This window comes from Pseudarthrobacter niigatensis (assembly GCF_030812615.1).
GTDB classification, from domain to species: Bacteria; Actinomycetota; Actinomycetes; order Actinomycetales; family Micrococcaceae; genus Arthrobacter; species Arthrobacter niigatensis.
In genome coordinates this window covers 549,286-563,334 of record NZ_JAUSTB010000001.1, presented here as the reverse complement: position 1 = coordinate 563,334, position 14,049 = coordinate 549,286, and the positions used below count along the sequence as shown (strand labels likewise).

At 63.0% G+C, this 14,049-nt stretch carries 11 protein-coding genes; 6 read left to right on the top strand and 5 right to left on the bottom strand.

The annotated features are described in order from the left end of the window. Positions 1 to 911 precede the first annotated feature (911 nt). From J2T23_RS02640 to J2T23_RS02620, 5 genes are all read right to left on the bottom strand, one after another. Positions 912 to 1,943 carry a transketolase family protein gene (locus tag J2T23_RS02640; protein WP_307356854.1) on the bottom strand — a complete coding sequence of 344 codons (1,032 nt, stop codon included), beginning with the start codon at positions 1,941 to 1,943 and terminating at the stop codon, positions 912 to 914. Then, positions 1,940 to 2,848: a transketolase gene (locus J2T23_RS02635; protein ID WP_307356852.1), complete on the bottom strand. Its 909-nt coding sequence runs from the start codon at positions 2,846 to 2,848 to the stop codon at positions 1,940 to 1,942. Before J2T23_RS02635 ends, J2T23_RS02640 begins: the two co-directional genes overlap by 4 nt. Further along, positions 2,845 to 4,152, bottom strand: coding sequence for an MFS transporter (locus J2T23_RS02630; protein WP_307356850.1), 1,308 nt, complete (start codon positions 4,150 to 4,152; stop codon positions 2,845 to 2,847). Before J2T23_RS02630 ends, J2T23_RS02635 begins: the two co-directional genes overlap by 4 nt. A gap of 36 nt (positions 4,153 to 4,188) precedes the next feature. Further along, on the bottom strand, positions 4,189 to 5,052 hold the full coding sequence (locus tag J2T23_RS02625; protein ID WP_307356848.1) for an NAD(P)-dependent oxidoreductase: 864 nt from the start codon (positions 5,050 to 5,052) through the stop codon (positions 4,189 to 4,191). Between the two features lie 98 nt (positions 5,053 to 5,150). Further along, complete coding sequence (locus tag J2T23_RS02620) at positions 5,151 to 5,843, bottom strand: FadR/GntR family transcriptional regulator (RefSeq protein ID WP_307356846.1); 693 nt, start codon at positions 5,841 to 5,843, stop codon at positions 5,151 to 5,153. A gap of 436 nt (positions 5,844 to 6,279) precedes the next feature. Between J2T23_RS02620 and J2T23_RS02615 the strand changes: the two genes are divergently transcribed. The 6 genes from J2T23_RS02615 to J2T23_RS02590 all read left to right on the top strand — a co-directional run bounded on the left by J2T23_RS02615 (position 6,280) and on the right by J2T23_RS02590 (position 13,985). Continuing rightward, positions 6,280 to 7,803, top strand: a complete 1,524-nt coding sequence (locus tag J2T23_RS02615) for an ABC transporter substrate-binding protein (protein ID WP_307356844.1) — start codon at positions 6,280 to 6,282, stop codon at positions 7,801 to 7,803. A gap of 89 nt (positions 7,804 to 7,892) precedes the next feature. Next, positions 7,893 to 8,831: an ABC transporter permease gene (locus J2T23_RS02610; protein ID WP_307356843.1), complete on the top strand. Its 939-nt coding sequence runs from the start codon at positions 7,893 to 7,895 to the stop codon at positions 8,829 to 8,831. Beyond that, entirely contained in the window at positions 8,831 to 10,660 is a 1,830-nt protein-coding gene (locus tag J2T23_RS02605) for a dipeptide/oligopeptide/nickel ABC transporter permease/ATP-binding protein (protein WP_307356840.1), read from the top strand. Before J2T23_RS02610 ends, J2T23_RS02605 begins: the two co-directional genes overlap by 1 nt. Positions 10,661 to 10,663: 3 nt before the next feature. Further along, the gene (locus J2T23_RS02600; RefSeq protein WP_307356837.1) at positions 10,664 to 11,506 is read left to right on the top strand and encodes an ATP-binding cassette domain-containing protein; all 843 of its coding nucleotides are present in this window, start codon (positions 10,664 to 10,666) and stop codon (positions 11,504 to 11,506) included. Next, a complete protein-coding gene (locus J2T23_RS02595) occupies positions 11,503 to 13,359 on the top strand; it encodes a glycoside hydrolase family 3 protein (protein WP_307356834.1) in 1,857 nt (618 codons plus the stop codon). Before J2T23_RS02600 ends, J2T23_RS02595 begins: the two co-directional genes overlap by 4 nt. Continuing rightward, a complete protein-coding gene (locus J2T23_RS02590; protein ID WP_307356832.1) occupies positions 13,359 to 13,985 on the top strand; it encodes a TetR/AcrR family transcriptional regulator in 627 nt (208 codons plus the stop codon). Before J2T23_RS02595 ends, J2T23_RS02590 begins: the two co-directional genes overlap by 1 nt. The last annotated feature ends 64 nt before the right edge of the window (positions 13,986 to 14,049 follow it).

Here is a 14,049-nt window from a genome sequence, read left to right as displayed (position 1 = left end):
GGAGTGTGGACATTGTCCACACTCCTTTCCTCGGACTAGGTCTTACTGTCTCCGGATGGGTGCTGATTCCGCATGTTTTCGCGGTTTCCCAGTGTTTGCAGGGTCTGGAATGTAGTTCGAGTCCCACCTCGGGCACGTAGTTTTCCCTCGTCAGAGGCGATTTTGCTGTGACGTGTTGACAAAGCTTGTGGTCGCGTCTCTCTGACGGCTGGGTTGCGGGCTTTGGCCTGGCTGCCGCGGAGCTTATGCAGGTGTGTGGTGTAGCGGGTTCAAGTCCCTGGCTGGTGAGACTTCCGCGTGCTGAGCTGGGGTTAGGTGCTTCCTCGTTCCGGTTCTGTTGGGTGGGCCGGTGTTTGCCGACACCTATTCATGTGCCGGGGGAGCGGGGACAACATGATGAAACCGATCTTGGTTCAAACGGCACTTCAGGGCAGCCGCTACCTTTCCCGGAGAGCTTTCTGCGTGACTTTGTCCTGCCAAGGAGTGTGTGGACACTGTCCACACTTAAATCCTCTTTATTTCGAGTCGGCAGACGTCGCGTCCAGTGACAAGCGGTCGGTGGCGTAAGGCCACTTGGATTCCAGCGGGATTGCCGTCGGGCTGGACCTGGGTTCATCTATGACCCCGTGGCGGTCAAGTCGTGTGAACCCACGTGGCATGCCGCCATGCAACGCATGTGACGTCTTCTAGTACTTCCTTCGGTGTCGCCCTGCGACTGCAGCCAGACAATGCTTCCGTCGTCCGTGACGACCTGCACTCGGCCTGTGCAGACGTGCTGACTGTTGATAGCGATGAACGCGTCCACCCCCGCAAGGGTCGTCCGGTCATCGACGTCGGTATCGGGTGAGCGTTGAGGCTGGCCGGTTACCCGGCCAGCCTCAACTGACTCGTGGTTGGAGCGCTGTATGCCTTTAGCCGAGTTCGGCGAGGACTTTGGCGACGATGCGGTCCACGGCGAGGCCGTAGCGGTCGTGCAGGGTGGGCAGGGCGCCGGCGTCGAGGAACTGGTCCGGCAGTCCGATGGGCACCACGCGCTTGCCTGCTCCGGCGGTGACGGTCGCGGAGGCGACCGTTTCGAACAGGCCGCCCACCACGGAGTGGTTCTCCAGGGTGACGGCGAGGCGGTCCGTGTTGATTTCCTTGAGGACGGTTTCGGCGTCGAACGGCTTGATGGTGGGGGTGTGCACGACGGCGACGTCCACGTTGTGTGCCGCCAGGGCCTTGGCTGCCTGCAGGGCGCGCATGGTCATCAGGCCGGAGGAGATGAAGACGACATCGTTGCCGCCGCGCAGGACCTTGGCCTTGCCGAGTTCGAACGTGTAGTCGTACTCGTCCAGGACGGTGGGCACGTTGCCGCGCAGCAGCCGCAGGTAGGTGGGTCCCGCCGAGGCGGCGAGCTGCGGGACGGCCTGTTCGATGTCGATCGAGTCGCAGGGGTCAACGATGGTCAGGTTGGGCATGCCGCGGAAGATCGCCATGTCCTCGGTGGCCTGGTGGCTGGGGCCGTATCCGGTGGTCAGGCCGGGCAGGCCGCCCACGATGTTGACGTTAAGGTTCGGTTCGGCGGCGTCCAGGCAGAGGAAGTCGTAGGCGCGGCGGGCTGCGAACACCGAGTAGGTGGACGCGAACGGCACCAGCCCGGACTCGGCCAGGCCGGCGGCGGCGCCGAAGAGCAGCTGCTCGGCCATGCCCATCTGGAAGAACCGCTCCGGGAAGGCCTGGGCGAAGATGTGCATGTCCGTGTACTTGCCCAGGTCCGCGGTCAGGCCCACGATCTTGTCGTTTTCCTGTGCGGCTTTGACCAGCGCGTGCCCGAACGGTGCGTTGGAGGTTTTCTGGCCCGGGTCGGCGAACGATGCGATCATCGCCGACGTTTTCAGCTTCGGCTTGGCGGGAGCTGCAGCGGCTGCCGCGGTGTCGGGGGCCTCGGTGGTGGTGCTCATGCTGAAGCCTTTCCTTCGTAGCCGGCGGTGAGCTGCTCGCGGCAGATCTGCCATTCGTTCTCTTCGATGCGCATAAAGTGCGCCTTTTCGCGGTTTTCCAGCAGCGGTACGCCGCGGCCCACCTTGGTGTCGCACAGGATCACGGAGGGGCGTCCTACGGTGGCGGCCTGGGCGGCTGCGTTGTCGAACGCTGCCAGCAGCGCACCGACGTCGTTCCCGTCCACGCGCTGGGTGTACCAGCCAAACGATTCCCACTTCTCGGTCACCGGTTCGGTGCGCAGCACGGTGTCGGTCTTGCCGTCGGCCTGCAGGGCGTTGATGTCCACCATGGCGGTCAGGTTGCCCAGCTGGTGGTGGTGTGCGCCCATGGCGGCCTCCCAGGTGGAGCCCTCGTCCAGTTCGCCGTCGGAGAGGAAGTTGAACACGCGGGCGGACGAGCCCTGGTAGCGCAGGCCCAGGGCCATGCCCACGGCGATGGTCAGGCCGTGTCCCAACGAGCCGCCGGAGATTTCCATCCCGGGGGTGTAGGTGGACATCCCGGACATCGGCAGCCGCGAATCATCCGAGCCATAGGTTTCCAGTTCCTCCACCGGGACGATCCCGGCCTCGGCCAGGGCCGCGTAATGGCCGATCGCGTAGTGGCCGGTGGAGAGCAGGAACCGGTCCCGGGCTTCCCAGTGCGGGTCCTCGGCACGGTACCGGAGCTGGTCACCGTAGACCGTGGCGAGCATGTCCGCGGCACCCAAAGCCTGGCCCACGTAGCCCTGGCCCTGCACCTCGCCCATGTTCAGGGCGTGGTGCCGGATCCGGTACGCGGCGGCACTGATCTTGTCCACCCGCTCTTCAAAAGGTGCTGCTGAGGTCTGGGTGGTTTGTTCGGGTGAGTGTGTGGTGGGGGCGGTCATGCTGCGACCTTTTCTTTCTGTTCGAGTTCGCCGGTCTTGACCGGCGCGGTTTCCTTGACGAAGGCGGCGACCGCTGTGGAGATGACTCCGAGTGCGATGAACATGAGGGCGGGGCCGATCCAGCCGATCCAGCCGTAGATGGCAACGGCGATGAAGGGCAGTAGGCCGGCGACGAGCGAGGCGCCGTTGTAGCCGAGGGAGATGCCGGAGGAGCGGACGTGTGCGGGGAACTGTTCGGCGAACCAGCTGGACTCGACGGCGAAGATCGGGTCGTGGCTGAACAGAAGGGCGATGGCTACAGCGACCACGACCATGATGACGGAGCCGGTGTTGATGAGCAGGAACATTGGGATGCCGAAGGCGATGGTGAAGATGGCGCCGAGCAGGAAGACGGGCTTGCGTCCGATGCGGTCACTAAGGGCGCCAAAGGCAAGGTGGCTGATAAGACCAAGCGCCGATCCGATCATGGTTCCGAGCAGTACGTTGTTCTTGTCGGTGATGGATGCCAGGCCGACGTAGGACAGGACGAAGCTGGTGGTGATGTAGTAGCCGCCGGTTTCGGCCATACGCAGGCCCATGATTTTGAGGATGGCTCGCCAGTCGCGCTTGATGACTTCGAGGGCGGGCTGCTTGACGATGGTGTTCTGGAGCTTCATCTTCTCGAAGTCAGGGGATTCCTTGACGCTGAGGCGGATGAAGATGCCGATCACGACCATGATGAGGGAGGCCAGGAACGGGGCGCGCCAGACCAGGTCACCCTCGAAGAGCTGGGCGGAGAGCAGGAATGCGCCGTTTGCCAGCAGGAGACCCACCGGGATACCGAGCTGGGGGACGGCTCCGAAGAAGCCCCGTCGACGGGCAGGGGCGTGCTCGACGGACATCAGGACCGCGCCGCCCCACTCGGCTCCGAAGCCGATGCCCTGGATCATCCGGAGGAGGATCAGGAGGATGGGTGCGATAACTCCGGCCTGCTGGTAGGTGGGCAGGACGCCGACCAGTACGGTGGCGGCGCCCATGATGATTAGGGACCAGAACAGGACGACTTTGCGGCCCAGCCTGTCTCCGAAGTGGCCGGCGAGGTAGCCGCCCAGCGGTCTCATTAGGAAGCCGATGGCGAGCGTGGCGAAGGATGCCAAGACGCCGATGATGGGTTCCTGCGCGGCAAAGAAGACCTTGCCGAAATATGCCGCGGAGGCGGTGCCGTAGATGAAGAAGTCGTAGCTTTCGACGGCGCTGCCGATCATGGATGCGACGGATGCTTTGACGGATTGGGACTTGGTCCTCTTTGGTGCTGTGGTGCTCATTGTTCCTCCTTGAACAAGCGATGCGTGGAAAAGGGTTTAGCTGTAGGTTTCGATGACCCGGGAGTCGTCGCGGGTGGCCAGGCCCATGCGGGCGGCTTGTTCGTAGCGTTCCTTGGCTGTGTCCAGCAGGGGTGTCTGTGCACCGGCTTTGCGGGCGGCATCAGCGACGAGCGTGCTGTCCTTGACGAAGATGCTGATGGTGCTGGTGACCTCGACGTTGGTTCCTGCGAGCATCCGCGGGCCCCGGTCCGAGAGCATCCAGGAACCGGCCGCACCTGAGCTGATGAGGTCCAGAACGTCTGCCTTGTTCAGGCCGAGGGTTTCTGCCAGGTTCAGCGCTTCTGCGGCGGCCACGATGTGGACAGAGCACAGGTGTTGGTTGACGACCTTGATGGCCTGACCGTCACCGAGAGAGGAACCTACGCGTCGTACCGTCCCGAAGTGGGACAGAAGGGCGGTGACTTTGTCGAGGGCGTGGGGGGCGCCGGAGGCGAAGATGGTGAGTTCACCGGTGATGGCCCGGGCAACTCCGCCGGTGACCGGCGCGTCGACCACGATGGCGCCTTCGGCTTGCAGGCGGGCCGCTTCGTCGCGGAGCGAGTCTGGTCCGACGGTGCTCATGATCACCCAGGTTTGAGCGGAGACATCGGTGGTTTCGAGGGCAGTGGTGACTAGCTGGTTGAGCTGGTCCGGTGTGGCGACCATGACGACGACCGTGCCTGCCGGCGCGGCGTCTGTGATCGAAGTTGCCGCTGCGATTCCGGCTTCGCGGGCCCGCTCGTGCTGGGACACGGCGGGGTCGACGCCGGTGACGGCGTGGCCGTTGAGAGCTAGCTGTTTTGCCATCGGTAGGCCGATGGCACCGATTCCGATGAAGGTGACTGCTTGTTGGGTGGACACGTTTCCTGCTTCTTTGGAGAGGCGATTTTGGGCGTAAGAAACCCAGCCCCGGGCCCGTGAGGCCTGGTGCTTGGTGGTACTGGTGAAGGGTTGCCTGGTTAGGGTTTATCGGTCATGGTGCGCCAGACGTCAAAGTGTCGGTGCATGGCATGGCGCGCGGCCTCGGGGTCGTTCGTTGCCAGGGCGTCCGTGATCTCGTAGTGGACCCGGTCGGTTATGAAGTCTTTCGTCGACTCCACCACCGCCAGGGCCTGGCGCCTGCGGTCACCTACAACGTCCCTGAGTACATCGCGTAGGCCGTCGTGCAGGAAGTTGAAGATCGGATTATTGACGAGCTCGAAGAGGCTTCGGTGGAAGTCGTAATCGGCTGCAATTGCTTTGTCCACGTCACCGCGGGATGTGGATTCGACCATCCTGTCAACGTGGCTGCGAAGGGTCGCAACATCCGCTTTTGTTGCAAGCATCGCTGCCTGCTCCACAACGGCCATTTCCAACATTTCCCGGGCCTGGGTGAATTGCTCTGCGCCAATGTGGCCCAGGCGTAATGCCAGCCGGAAGTACAGCTGGATGAATCCGGAATCGGGAGCCTCAAGATAAGTGCCTCGACCTTGGGTCCGATCCAGGAAACCGAGAAGCTCCAGAGTGGCCAACTGTTCCCGCAGCATGCCCCGGCTGAGGTCCAGTGATGCTCCAAGAGCACGCTCGGTGGGTAACCGAAGGCGCCCCGTGGACTCCTCATTACTGGCTTCGCTGATGAGCGAGTCCACGAGGCTGGCCAAATCCTTTGCCAAGAACAACTCCTAAATTGGTTGAACCAATATGTGAGATCCTAATCACAATGGCAGCAGAGTGTCAACGCATTGGTAGAACCAATGATGTGCGACGTGAAATCGATGGCTGGAGGTGCCATCGCGTAACGACGGTGGTGAGGCGTGCTTCAGTGTGGGACACAAGGATCCCGGGTTCCCAGGGGCGGACGACGGGTCCCGTTGACGGAGACATTTGTAGTGTCAGTGCGCGCCGACGATTGGGCGCATCGGCCTTCGTCGGTAGCTGATGCCATTTTCCTCGAATTATCGGCGAGGCAATCAACGAAAACTAAACGTTGTATTGCATTCAACACTGAACGCTGTTTAGTATGTGCTGCAGGGCACAGGTTTGTTTGGTGCCTTGTCCTATCACGACGGAGTTCTAGGAAGAGACATGAACATAACCAGGCGCCAACTCTTGGCGGCCAGCGTGCCCGCTGCGCTTTCTGTATGGGCCCTCTCCGCCTGCAGCAGCACCCCACAAAGCTCGGCATCTGACGAGTCTGGTCCAGCCACAGCGCCGTTGCTGCGGATCGGCTCGCTGCAGGAGCCCACCAGCTACGACCCTGCCATGGCAAACGAAGGCCATCTGGCTCCGGTTTATCAGGCGGTCTACGACCCCCTGATTAGGACGCAGCCCGATGGGAGCCTCTCGCCGATGCTGGCCACTTCCTGGGAGGCGAGTGACGGCAATAAGACCTACACTCTGAAGCTCCGGACAGGCGTGAGCTTCTCAGACGGAACGCCTTTCGATTCGGCTGCTGTCAAGGCCAACATTGAGCACTTCAAGACGGCAAACGGTCCACTGGGCAGCTTGGGGAAGGGAATCCAGGCCGTTGAGACGCCGGATGCGGCCACGGCGGTCCTAAGGCTTTCGGCGCCCGACCCGGCACTGCCCTACGCGCTCACAAATGCGCTGGGTTACATGGGCAGCCCCAAGGCGCTGGCCACGCCGGGAATTAAGACCCAACCCGTTGGCTCCGGCCCGTACACTCTGGATGCAGCGAACACGGTTGCGGGCTCGAAGATCACCTTCGTCCGAAACCCGAACTACTGGGGCGACAAGCTTCCGTACGACAAGGTTGAGTTCCAAATTCTTACGGACGAGACCGCGCGACTGAACGCGCTTAAGTCCGGCCAGATCGATGCCGGCGTCCTGAACCGTCCCGCCAGTGGGAACGACGCGGACTCCGCCGGGCTCCAGCACAAGCCGTTCAACATCAACTGGGAAGGCATCTTCTTCTTTGATCGGGACGGTACCAAGATGCCCCAGCTGGCCGACGTCCGTGTCCGGCAAGCTCTGACCGTCGCCATCGACAGGGAGACCATCCTTCAGAACGTCTATCTCGGCCGTGGAACCCTGACGAGCCAGACGTTCCGCCCCGGCACAAATGGTTATGACGCCTCCCTGGACGACGTGTACAAATACGATCCCGAAAAGGCGAAGCAGCTCCTAAAGGACGCCGGGGCCGAGAACCTGGCTGTCACGCTGCCCGTCACCCAAGTGTTTGACCCCGCCGTCTACGACGCAATCGAGCAGAACTGGAAGGACATCGGGGTCAAGGTCACCCGTCTTCAGTGGGGTCCGGGCCAGCCCATTCCAGCAATGCAGCGCGGCGATGTCCCGATCTCCTACATGGCGGTGAGCCAGAGCAACGACTGGCGGCACATCGTCGCACAGATTGCTCCGAGCGCGCCGTGGAACCCTTTCAAGACCCAGCGCCCGGAGCTCGACGCCCTCATCACGAAGGCACAGGCCGGCGATGATTCGACGCGCGCTGACGCGGACAAGCAGATCAACAAGTACATCGTGGACAACTACTGGTTCAGTCCGCTTTACCGGCCCCAGGCCAGCTTCTACTGGAACAAGTCTGTTGATGTGCAAGTTCAGGCTGAGCAGGCCGTCCCCTCCATCTACAACTACAAGCCCACAGGACAGTAGTTCCTGCCGCTGGCGGCCGTGCGCTAGTTTCCATGCTTCGGCGGCTGCCAGCGCTCCGCATTCCCTTATCCCATGCTCAGGAGTCAACGGTGACCGAATTCCTCCTGCGGCGCCTGGCTTCCGCCGTGGTGCTGCTCTTAGCGGCGTCCTTTATCGCCTACATAATGCTGTACCCGGCAGCGGGCGATATCGCCCGCAACATCCTCGGTGAGAACGCAACCGAAGCCCAGGTTGCTCTCAAGAACCACGAGCTCGGCCTCGACCAGCCCGTCGTCGTCCAGTACGCAGCATGGCTCGGAAAAGCCATTACCGGCGACTTTGGCTCCTCGTACTTCGCGAGCCAGCCGGTGCTGAAGATCCTTCAGGTGCGCCTCCCGGTAACCATCAGCCTCGTCGTCGTCGTCACGCTGCTGACCGGAGTCCTCGCCTTCGCGGTGGGCCTGCTCGCGGCCGTAAAGAAGGGATGGATTGACCGGACGCTGCAGGTCCTTGCAACGCTCGGAGATGCGCTCCCGGCATTCATTGTGGCGCTGTTCCTCGTCACCGTCTTTGCGATCCAGCTCAAACTTTTCCCGGCCACTGGCTACACAGACCTCGCGAAGTCCCCGGTTGACTGGGCGAGGACCCTGACACTGCCTGTCATCGCGCTCACCATCGGCGGCGTCGCAGGGGTCGCCCAGCAGGTCCGCAGCTCGGCAATCGAAGTCCTGCGGCACGACTACGTACGCACTGTCCGAAGCCGAGGCCTCTCCGAGAAACGCGTCATCCTGACCACTGTATTGCGCAACGCATCCGTCAACGGCCTGACAACTCTCGCAGTCCACGTCGTCGGCATCCTGGGCGGCGCCGTCGTCATCGAATCGGTCTTCGCCCTTCCCGGCCTGGGCTCGCTCGCCGTCGAGTCGACAAGCCGCACGGATCTGCCGCTCATCCTCGGCGTGGTCCTCGCGGTCGTCCTCATCATCGTTATCGTCAACCTGATCGTCGACCTCGTGGTCGCATGGCTCAACCCCAAGGTGCGCCTCTAATGACTCTCCCAACCGAAGTCCCCACCGCCGTCGAGGACGTGGCCCCCCGTTCGGGAGTAGTCCGGAGATTCCTACGCAATCCTCTCGGGCTCGCTTCAGCCATCATCCTGGCGCTCATCATCATCGCCGCGGTCCTGGTCCCCGTTCTGGGCCTGCCCGATCCAAACGCCGTGAACCTGCGCGACGCAATGAAGCCGCCAAGCCCGCAGCATCTTCTGGGCGCGGACAGCTCCGGGCGCGACATCCTCAGCCGCCTGCTGTGGGGCAGCAGGATCAATCTGCTCGGCGCCGCCCTCGCTGTCGTCATCGCCCTTATCATTGGCGTAAGCGCCGGCCTGATCGCCGGCTACTACGGCGGCTGGTTCGACAGCATCTCGTCCTGGTTCAACAACTTCACCATGGCGCTGCCCGGCATCGTCGTCCTCCTGGCGGTGCGCGCCGTGGTTGGCCCATCAGTCTGGATCGCCATGGCAGTGTTCGGGGTCTTGCTCTTTCCTGGGTTCTTCCGCGTGGTGCGCGGCGCCGTGCAGACTGTGCGCAGCGAGCTTTACGTCGATGCCGCCCGCGTCTCCGGCCTGAGCGACTTCCGCATCATCGGCCGTCACATCCTGACCGTGGTCCGGGCGCCCGTCATCATCCAGATCGCCCGGCTCCTTAGCATCGCCATCGCTATCCAGGCAGGCCTCGAGTTCCTTGGTGTCAGTGACAGCAGTACCGCTTCCTGGGGCAGCATGCTCAACGATGGCTTCCGCAAGATCACGCTGAACCCGATTCTCATTCTCTGGCCCGCGCTGGCGGTCGGCCTTGTCTGCATGGCCCTTGTGCTGTTCGCGAACGCTGTCCGCGACGCGCTGGAGGACCGGGGAAAGCAGGGCAACATTCCGAGGCGCGCGCGGAAGGCAACTGACGCCGCCCATCCGCAGGAACAGGCGACGTCGGCCGGTGCTTTGCAGCCCGAAAGTGCCCTCCTCAGCGTGGCCGGGCTCAAGGTTGCCTACGGTTATGGGCGAACGGAGAAGGAAGTCGTGCATGGCGTGACGTTCCACGTCGAGCAGGGCGAAGTGCTCGGGCTCGTCGGCGAATCCGGTTCCGGGAAGACTCAGACAGCGTTCTCGATCCTTGGCCTGCTGCCCGAAGGTGGTCACGTCTCCGCTGGTTCGATCCTGTTCGACGGCCAAGAGCTTACGTCCCTAAGCGAGACCCAGCGCGCTTCCTTGCGTGGAACTGATATCGCGTACATCCCCCAAGAGCCGATGAGCAACCTCGACCCGGCTTTCCGGATCGGTTATCAGCTCACCATCCCGCTTCGGAAGCGGCTGGGGATCTCGAAGGAGGAGGCAACCAGGCGTGCCCTCGCCCTCCTCGCAAGGGTCGGCATCGTCGACCCGGAAAAGGTCTTCAAGTCCTATCCCCACGAAATTTCCGGCGGCATGGCACAGCGTGTACTTATTGCCGGGGCCGTCTCCTGCAACCCACGCCTTCTCATTGCGGACGAGCCAACCACCGCGCTGGATGTCACTGTCCAGGCCGAGGTCCTCGACCTCCTCCGCGACCTCCAGCGCGAGACGGGGATGGCCGTCATTATGGTGACGCACAACTTCGGAGTCGTCGCAGACATCTGCGACCGCGTCGCCGTCATGCAGGCGGGCCGCATAGTGGAGATCGACGACGTCGACCGAATCCTCTCCCAGCCGTCCCAGGACTACACTCGTCGCCTCCTCGACTCGATGCTCGAGGACGGCCCGGTGCGTCCGTATCCCTTCGAGGACGCGTCCTCGACAGACAATACGCCAGTTGAGCTGCCAGTGTCGGCAGAAGCCAAGGAGTAGACCATGATGCACCGCCACCCCCTCCTTGAGGTTGAGCATCTCGCCGTGGAGTATCCCGGCCGCGGACGCCGTCCCGGATTCCGTGCCCTCGAAGATATCTCATTCGCCCTCCGCCCAGGAGAGACCCTTGGGCTCGTGGGCGAGTCCGGCTCAGGCAAGACGACGATCGGACGCGCGATCCTTGGCTTGGTCAAACCCACCGGCGGCAAGATCACGTTCGACGGCGCCGACATCACACGTGCGGGCAGCGGTCAACGCCGGGCCTTGAGCAAGGACATCCAAGTCGTCTTCCAGGACCCGTATACGTCCCTCAACCCTTCGATGAGCGTGGAAGACATCCTGGCTGAACCACTCACCGTCCAGGGGTGGACTCGGAAGGACGCCCTCGCACGCGTACGAGGACTCCTGGACCGAGTTCACCTTCCCTCCGATGCCGGCGGCCGGCTTCCCCGTGAGTTTTCCGGTGGCCAGCGCCAGCGCATCGCCATCGCCCGCGCCATTGCCATCGAGCCGCGCCTCATTGTCTGCGACGAGCCGGTATCGGCTCTCGACCTCACCACACAGGCCCGTGTCCTCGACCTGCTCGTTGAGATCCAGGAAGCAACCGGCGTCAGCTACCTCTTCGTTTCCCATGACCTCAGCGTGATCCGCCACATTAGCCACAATGTGATCGTCCTGTTCAGGGGCATGATCGTCGAGCACGGCCGCGCCGACCAGGTCACCTCCGAACCAGGCCACCCCTACACGCAAAGGCTCTTCATGTCTGCACCTGTGCCCAACCCTGAGCTCCAGCGCGAGCGTCGGGAAGCCCGCCGCCAACTCACCGCCAAGGAGCAGGCAGCATGAGCATCCAAGTAGCCTCCGAATACATGGAGAATCCAGACGGCGTCGTCTTCCGGGATCTCAACGGAAACGGAGTTATGGAACCCTATGAGGACCCACGCCTCCCGGCGGCGGAGCGCGTCGAGGACCTCCTGGGCCGCCTCTCGCTCGAGGAGAAGGCCGGCCTGATGTTTATCAGCATCGTGAGCGTGCCGGATTCCGGCAACCTCGAGGACGAGACACCCCGTTCCGGCCGCGTCGGAGTCCGCGACACCGTGGCGAACAAGCTGGTTAACCACCTCAACTTCCATTATGTCCCTGTGCCCAATACGGCAGCCAAGTGGGTCAACGAGCTCCAGCGCCACGCGCTCGAATCCAGCCCGCACGGTATTCCCGTAACGCTGTTCACGGATCCCCGCCACTCGTTCATAGAGAACTGGGGCGCCTCCTTCACCGCCGAGTACTTCTCGGCGTGGCCGGAGCCCCTGGGCCTTGCGGCCGTACGTGACGAGCAGCTCGTGCGCGAGTTCGCCACGATAGCGAGGGCTGAGTACACCGCAATTGGCATTCGGGGTGCCATGCATCCGACCATCGATCTCGCTACTGAGCCTCGCTGGGCACGCCAGTACAGCACCTTCGGCCAGGACAAGGACCTGGTGGCCCGCCTGGCAAATGCATACCTTGATGGCTTTCAGGGGCCGGAGCTCGGTGCAGACAGTGTCGAGTGCATGGCCAAGCACTTTCCCGGCGGGGGTCCTCAACTGGACGGCGAAGACCCCCACTTCCCGTACGGCCGGGAGCAGGTCTACCCCGGGGGGATGTTCGACTACCATCTCGAACCGTTCAAGAAGGTCATTGCCCGGGGTGTCTCGTGCATCATGCCGTACTACGGCATGCCGGTAGGGCTGGTACTGGACGGCGAACCGATCGAGGAGGTCGGTTTCGGTTTCAACCGCCAGATCATTACTGGCTTGTTGCGCGAGAAGCTCGGCTTCGACGGCGTCGTCTGCACAGACTGGAGCCTCATCACCGAGTCCCGGTTGAACGGCAAACAACTCCCGCCGCGGGCCTGGGGAGTGGAGCACCTGTCGGTCGAAGAACGCGTACTGAAGGTCATTGAGGCCGGCTGCGATCAATTCGGCGGCGAGGAGTGCCCCGAGATCATCGTCGATTTGGTGCGGAAAGGCCTCGTTCAGGAGGAACGGATCGATGCCTCCGTGCGGCGCCTGCTCAGGGTGAAATTCGACCTCGGTCTTTTCGACAACCCTTACGTCGACGCCGAGGCGGCTGCAGAGCGGGCCGGTCGACCCGAATACGTCGCAGCGGGGGAACTGGCGCAGGCCCGGTCGGTCACCATACTGAAGAACGACGGCGCCGAACACCCACTGCTTCCGTTGGCCCCGGGCGTCCGGGTCTACTCTGAAGAAATGGATCCGAATGTTGTCGCTGCCTCAGGCCTCGAACCCGTGGGGAGCGCAGGTGAAGCCGACGTGGCCATCGTCCGCGTGGCAGCCCCGTTCGAGTTCCGGGACCATTACATGCTCGAGTCGAGTTTCCACGCCGGAAGCCTCGCGTTCGATACGGAAACCATCGAGAAGGTCCGTCGCCTCTCGGAGCAGGTGCCTGTCGTCCTTGTTCCGCACCTGGACCGGCCAGCCATCCTAACCCCTTTGGAACCGCATTGCGCGGCCATCGCAGCCGTCTACGGGGCCTCGGACTCAGCGCTCCTCAAGGCGCTGACCAACGTTGTGCCACCCGAGGGCAGGGTGCCTTTCCAGCTTCCACGCTCGGAAGCCGCCGTCATTGGATCCCGTCCGGACGTGCCGGGGGATACGGAGGACCCGCTCTACGAGTGTGGGTTCGGATTGGAGCTGTGATGTCAATGCGCGCCGAGCCGGTGGCCGCCCGCCGCAGGGGAACCTATGCGAAGGGCCGGGCAGCCAAGGATCTGATTCTCCAGACGGCACTCCAGGTCATCGGGCACAAGGGCTACAACGCGACTTCCCTTCGCGACATCGCCGACGAGGTCGGCATGACCCAAGCAGGCCTCCTGCACCACTTCGACACGAAAGAGAACCTTCTCTCCGAGGTGCTCCGCAAACGTGACGAGGTAGACCGGGAACACTTCAGCCCCGCGGACGTGTCGGAACTTCCCCTCATCATCCAACTCGCGCACCACAACATGGAAGTACCCGGCCTCGTCCAGCTCTACGTGAGCCTCCAGGCCGCCGCCACGGACGTGGACCACCCCTGCCACGAGTACTTCCGGGAACGCGACCTGATCGTGGTCGGCAGGATCGCCCGTGACATCGAACAGCGGCAGGCCGCGGGAACATTCAATCCAAACGTTGATGCCCAAGTCATCGCCCGCATGCTCCTGGCGCTGTCCGACGGCCTTCAGGCCGAGTGGGCGATCAATCCGGAAATCGACCTCGGCGGAACCCTTCACGCTTTCTGGAACCAGTACGCGCAGCCAGAGCTGCCGTCAGGTCCGTCCAAGTAGCACTTGGCGTCACGCCCCAAACAAAGCGTCGTGGCAGCGGCGTCGAAAAAATCAGCCGGTCACC

What these genes read in the sequence shown, in the direction of transcription:
- J2T23_RS02640 (WP_307356854.1), bottom strand. Translation starts at nt 1,943, where the DNA reads ATGAGCACCACCACCGAGGCCCCCGACACCGCGGCAGCCGCTGCAGCT.
- J2T23_RS02635 (WP_307356852.1), bottom strand. Translation starts at nt 2,848, where the DNA reads ATGACCGCCCCCACCACACACTCACCCGAACAAACCACCCAGACCTCA.
- J2T23_RS02630 (WP_307356850.1), bottom strand. Translation starts at nt 4,152, where the DNA reads ATGAGCACCACAGCACCAAAGAGGACCAAGTCCCAATCCGTCAAAGCA.
- J2T23_RS02605 (WP_307356840.1), top strand. Translation starts at nt 8,831, where the DNA reads ATGACTCTCCCAACCGAAGTCCCCACCGCCGTCGAGGACGTGGCCCCC.
- J2T23_RS02600 (WP_307356837.1), top strand. Translation starts at nt 10,664, where the DNA reads ATGATGCACCGCCACCCCCTCCTTGAGGTTGAGCATCTCGCCGTGGAG.
- J2T23_RS02595 (WP_307356834.1), top strand. Translation starts at nt 11,503, where the DNA reads ATGAGCATCCAAGTAGCCTCCGAATACATGGAGAATCCAGACGGCGTC.
- J2T23_RS02590 (WP_307356832.1), top strand. Translation starts at nt 13,359, where the DNA reads ATGTCAATGCGCGCCGAGCCGGTGGCCGCCCGCCGCAGGGGAACCTAT.